This window comes from Bacillus sp. T2.9-1 (genome assembly GCF_950097965.1).
In the GTDB taxonomy this organism is placed as follows: Bacteria; Bacillota; Bacilli; order Bacillales; family Cytobacillaceae; genus Niallia; species Niallia hominis.
On sequence record NZ_CATNHG010000157.1, the window covers coordinates 1 to 5,138 of the forward strand.

Annotated in this window: 3 protein-coding genes; 2 read left to right on the forward strand and 1 reads right to left on the reverse strand. The window is 38.3% G+C overall.

Annotated elements, in window-relative coordinates; genetic code table 11:
* Nucleotides 1-314: 314 nt before the first annotated feature.
* Nucleotides 315-3,227, forward strand: a complete 2,913-nt coding sequence (locus tag QQZ16_RS23005; RefSeq protein WP_048717497.1) for a glycosyl hydrolase 115 family protein — start codon at nucleotides 315-317, stop codon at nucleotides 3,225-3,227.
* A 184-nt stretch (nucleotides 3,228-3,411) separates the two neighbouring features.
* The gene (locus QQZ16_RS23010) at nucleotides 3,412-3,693 is read left to right on the forward strand and encodes a hypothetical protein (RefSeq protein WP_152910805.1); all 282 of its coding nucleotides are present in this window, start codon (nucleotides 3,412-3,414) and stop codon (nucleotides 3,691-3,693) included.
* 67 nt (nucleotides 3,694-3,760) lie between these two features.
* Here QQZ16_RS23010 and QQZ16_RS23015 read toward each other — a convergent pair whose 3' ends face one another.
* Nucleotides 3,761-4,876 (reverse strand): NADH-dependent flavin oxidoreductase, encoded by a 1,116-nt coding sequence (locus QQZ16_RS23015; protein ID WP_048717493.1) that lies wholly within the window; start codon nucleotides 4,874-4,876, stop codon nucleotides 3,761-3,763.
* Nucleotides 4,877-5,138: the final 262 nt, after the last annotated feature.

The following is a 5,138-nucleotide window of genomic DNA, read 5'->3' on the forward strand; positions in this document are numbered from 1 at the left end:
GCTCCAAGTAAAGTGACAAAGTGCCTGAACTATTTCCAGTAAAGAACCAATATCAAATTAATGAAAAAGTGTTAAATTTAATATGGGTAGGTGTTTTATATATGTCTCATTTGGCTAGGTCAGTTCAATCTTTGTCTTTTTTTTATTAAATGAGACCAGTCTACTTTTTTTCACCAATAAATAATGCATATAGTTATAGGCTGAATAATAGAATATGTTATTATTTGTAATAGAACCAATGGTAACCGCTTACAAGGATAGTTGCAAGTAGTAAAAAATCTGTCATAAACCTAACCAATAGAAGAGGTGTTTATATGGAATTTACGATTAACAGAGACATGTTAAAAAGTGTAACAGCAGTTGATCATACTGGCTCCTTATTTTACCAAGAAAAAGAGGCATTTAGTGGAATACATAAAATTGCTAGAAAGGTTATGGGGGATGTGGAGTTAGTGTTTGGCTATGCACCACAAGCGACTTCGGATAGAAAGAAGCTTGGAAAGCATGCTGTTTTATATGGAACCTTGAACCATAGCCCAATTCTTCATGAATTGGAAGAGAAACAGCTGATTGATCTGTCAGAAGTGAAAGGAAAGAGGGAAGTTTATTTATTTCAAGTCATTGAAAATCCCTTTGAAGATGTAGAAAAAGCACTAGTAATCGTTGGGAGTGATAAGCGTGGAACAATCTACGGGCTATTTCATTTATCAGAGCTCCTTGGCGTTTCTCCGTTGGTGGATTGGTGTGATGTTAAACCCAAGCATAAAGAGTCTTTCTCATTAAGTGGAGATTTAAAATATCTTTCGAAAGAGCCGTCTGTGCGTTACCGTGGTTTTTTTATCAATGATGAATGGCCAGCTTTTGGAAACTGGACGACGAAGAATTTTGGCGGCTTTAATGCGGAAATGTATGACCATGTTTTTGAATTATTGCTGAGATTGAAAGGAAATTATCTATGGCCAGCTATGTGGTCTGCTCGTTTTAGCGAGGATGGACCAGGATTGTTAAATGCAGTATTAGCAGATGAATATGGGGTAGTCATGGGGGCGTCCCATCATGAGCCTTGTTTGCGAAATGGAGAGGAATATAAATATTTGCGTGGGAAGGACTCTATTTATGGAGACGCCTGGAATTTTATTGCAAATAGAGAAGGGATTACGAAGTTTTGGAAAGATGGTCTGAAGCGGAACGGAAACTTTGAAAATGTCATTATGGTTGGGATGCGTGGGGAAGCGGATACAACTATTATGGGGAAAGATGCTACCCTTGCAGATAATATCGAATTACTGCGAGATGTCATCCAAACGCAAAATCAATTAATCCGAGAAAATATCAATCCAAATCTTTCCGAAGTTCCAAGAATGCTAGCTTTATATAAAGAAGTAGAACCCTTCTTTTATGGGGATGAACATACGGCTGGCTTAATCGGATCGGAGGAGCTTGAAGATATCATTCTTATGCTCTGTGATGATAACCATGGAAATCTGCGTACATTGCCAACAGAAGAAATGCGCAGCCATTCAGGTGGCTATGGGATGTACTATCATTTTGATTATCATGGTGGACCCATTTCCTATGAATGGATAAATAGTTCGTATCTTCCGAAGATATGGGAACAGATGACAATGGCTTACGATTTTGGTGTTCGGGATTTATGGATTGTAAATGTAGGAGATATTGCTACACAGGAATTCCCGTTATCTTATTTCTTAGATTTGGCTTATGACTTTGAAAAATGGGGAACCTCTGCCAAAAATAAGACAGATGATTATACGAGAAAATGGATTGATACCCAGTTTGACGGTGTATTTAATAAGGTGGAAAAGGAGAAGGTTTTTGAACTCCTAACAGGCTACACGAAAATAGCCCATAATCGCAGACCAGAGCATATGAATGCGGAAGTCTATCATCCTGTTCATTATAGGGAAACAGATCAGACATTACAGCAAATCGATTATCTTTTAAAGGCTGCAGAGGAACTATATAAACAAGTGGATTCAGAGAAATTACCAAAGTTTTTCTCTTTAGTCTATTATCCTGCTGTAGGAAACTTGAACTTGCAGAAGATGTGGCTTCTTACCGGGAAAAATCATGATGATGCCAAGCTTGGTAAAATGGAAGCAAACAAATTAGCGGAACAAATTAGAGCGTGTTTGACCAGAGATAGAGAACTGGTTGAGCAATATCATACCATTGATAATGGGAAGTGGTATGGAATGGGGATGTCTGAGCATATCGGTTTTACGAACTGGAATGAAGAAGGCTGTCAAAACCCAATTCTTATGCAAGTGATCCCCGCTAATAAACCGAGATTAATTGTTTCCATAGATGGGACGAATCAGCATTCGGAAGGCCCAGCATGGCATAATAATACACTGTATTTAGACGCATTTCTACAGCCGCATATAGAGGAAGCGACATTCACTATTTCTAGCTTAAGTGACAAAAATGCAGACTTTACGATTACTTGTGAAAACCAATGGCTAACCTGTTCGAAAACGAGTGGTAGTTTAGATGGTAAAGATAAAACATCGGAAGTCATTCAGGTGAGCATTAATCGTCAGGAAATGGGAGACGATTCAGAGGGTCGTATTGTCGTAGAAATGCCTTGTGGTACGTGTACCATTCTAGTATACGCAGCCCAAAATGATTACAAAGAATTCCCTGAGCGGACTTTTATAGATACGAATGGCTATATTTCGATAGAAGCCGAGCATTATTTTCTAAACAAGGAAGCAGTGAATCAACAGGGGGACATGTATCGATTTGAAGTGCTTGAAGGCTATGGCAAAACATTATCTGCCATGAAGGCTTTTCCAACAACCAAGCATTTTTCAGTAGGGGAGGATGCACCCTATCTGGAATATCATTTTGTCGTATTGGAAGCTGGAACGCATGAAGTAGAATTATATCTACAGCCTTCTAATCCAGTTACAAAGGATAATACGTTATTCTGTGGTATCCAAGCAAATGAGGATGACATCAACATTGTTAATATTATCCCAGAAGAATATATCGTTGGGGAAAGTGACAATTGGGGAGTGGATGTGCTGAATAATATCCATCGATACTGTCATCGAATCAAGTGTAAAGCAGGATTGAATACACTAAGAATTTATGCAGTAAGCCCAGGATTTGTATTAGAAAAGCTAGTAATCTATCCAGAAGGTAAGAAGCCAGCAACTAGCTATTTAGGGCCGACGGAAACTTATTTTGTAGGGAAATGAGTAGTACCATTTAATTAATAGAATAAGCAAGTAAGGACATTTTTTCCTACTTGCTTATTCTAGTTATATTTTGGAACAGCATCTTTTTTTTAGAGAATTATTTTCTATAAATGGGCGTATTGCAGTGATTTCCTGATAATCAACTGTGGATTAACAGTTAAAACAGGTAAGATTCCATTATCTTATGAATCAGGAGGAGGGGTGGCTAAATGCCATATTGATTATGATAATAGCAATCTATTTCATCATTGGTAGTTTCTACTCTTTGTATTACGGCATTAAAATGAAAGATGATAATAATAAAGATATTAGCTTCCCATTCATCATTAGTTTTCTTTTATTTCTATTTGGAGTTTTTAGTTTTTTTGATTATGTTATCGGAAAACTAATTGTTGGTGTGCCACTTTTTGTCTTCATATTCGGGAATAGATTTTTAAGAAAAATGAAAAGGCGGAATAAAGCTTAATCCTTGTGTAAAAAAGCACCTACTAGTGATATAGTAGGTGCTTTTCTGTGTGAATTTGTAAGCTTCCTTAAACTCCAGGAAACCATCCAGGTGTATGGATAATAGCATTCCAAAGAGGATCCGGAATGACAAGCTCTTTCTGCTTTTCTTTATTAATCGCTGTAACAATCGTTTCTTCTTTCCCCTCGGCAACTTTTTGTACCCAATAAGGGTCGATAATAAGCTCTCTACCTAAAGCGAGGAGAGGAATTCCTGTTTCTAGAGCTTGTTGTGCATCTGATGCACTGTAAATCGAACCAACGCCGATAAGTGGAACACGATTATTGATTGTTTCAAGCAAATAAGAAATGCGCGTTTTTGATAGGTCTTCCACACCTCTTCTTGGCGTGGAATGGAATTCTTGGAGCGAAACATGCAAGTAATCCAAGCCTTTGTCTGCTAGTTTATCGACTAGGGCAAGGGTATCTCCCATTGTAATTCCAGGTGTCTCGGGTTCCTCTGGGGAAAAACGATAGCCTACAATGAAAGGAGAGGTAGCGTATTTGTCAATAACACTTTTTACTTTGTCAATAATCGCCAATGGAAAAGTCATTCGTTTTTCAAGGCTTCCGCCAAAGCGATCTTCACGACGATTGGAATGAGGAGAGAAAAATTGCTGAATAAGGTAGCCATTTGCTCCATGAATTTCCACACCATCATAACCAGCTTCAATCGCACGACGTGTAGTCTCCCCGAAAGCATCAATGATCGCTTCGGCTTCCGATTCTGATAAAGCTCGTGGAGTTGGATTTCCACTTCCTTCAGCAGGTACGTCACTAGCACTCACAACATCCCCATTCACTAAGGCAGGAGGACACATCCGGCCACCATGGAAAATTTGGAGAACTGCTTTTGCGCCTTGTTCTTTAATACGTGAAGCTAATTTCGTTAAGCTAGGGATAAAGTCGTCACTATAGGCAGCAAATTCGCCTGGGAAACCTTGGCCATTACGCGTAACGTTTGTACATGCAGTAATGACCATACTTACTCCCGAAGAACGATGTGCATAATAGTTCACTTCTTCTTCTGAAACAGTCCCATCTTGATTGGAAGAAAAATTGGTCATTGGAGCCATAACTACTCTGTTTTTAAGTGTTATTCCATTGGGCAAGGTAAACGAAGATAATAGCTCATTTTTAATCATCTATTTATGCTCCTTTTTTAAGTATAAGCGTAATCATAAACAAATTAATCCATTCTGTAAATTATATTGCTCTGGTAGTTTTTCCGGATTTTATTAGAATAAACGTTGCAAACAAGTTTTCAGGGATTTCAGGAAAGTATGAGTAAAATGTTTGTGGGAGAATAAATATCCTTTTTGTCTAGTTGGGGGACGAGTCCCCCAACTAGACAAAAAGGCCACCAAGCGAGAGCGCGGTAGCTGGAAAAAATTAAGCATTAAAAAA

Bases quoted from the DNA above. Each gene is read 5' to 3' on its own strand.
- QQZ16_RS23005 (WP_048717497.1), top strand. From the start codon at position 315: ATGGAATTTACGATTAACAGAGACATGTTAAAAAGTGTAACAGCAGTT.
- QQZ16_RS23010 (WP_152910805.1), top strand. From the start codon at position 3,412: ATGAATCAGGAGGAGGGGTGGCTAAATGCCATATTGATTATGATAATA.
- QQZ16_RS23015 (WP_048717493.1), bottom strand. From the start codon at position 4,876: ATGATTAAAAATGAGCTATTATCTTCGTTTACCTTGCCCAATGGAATA.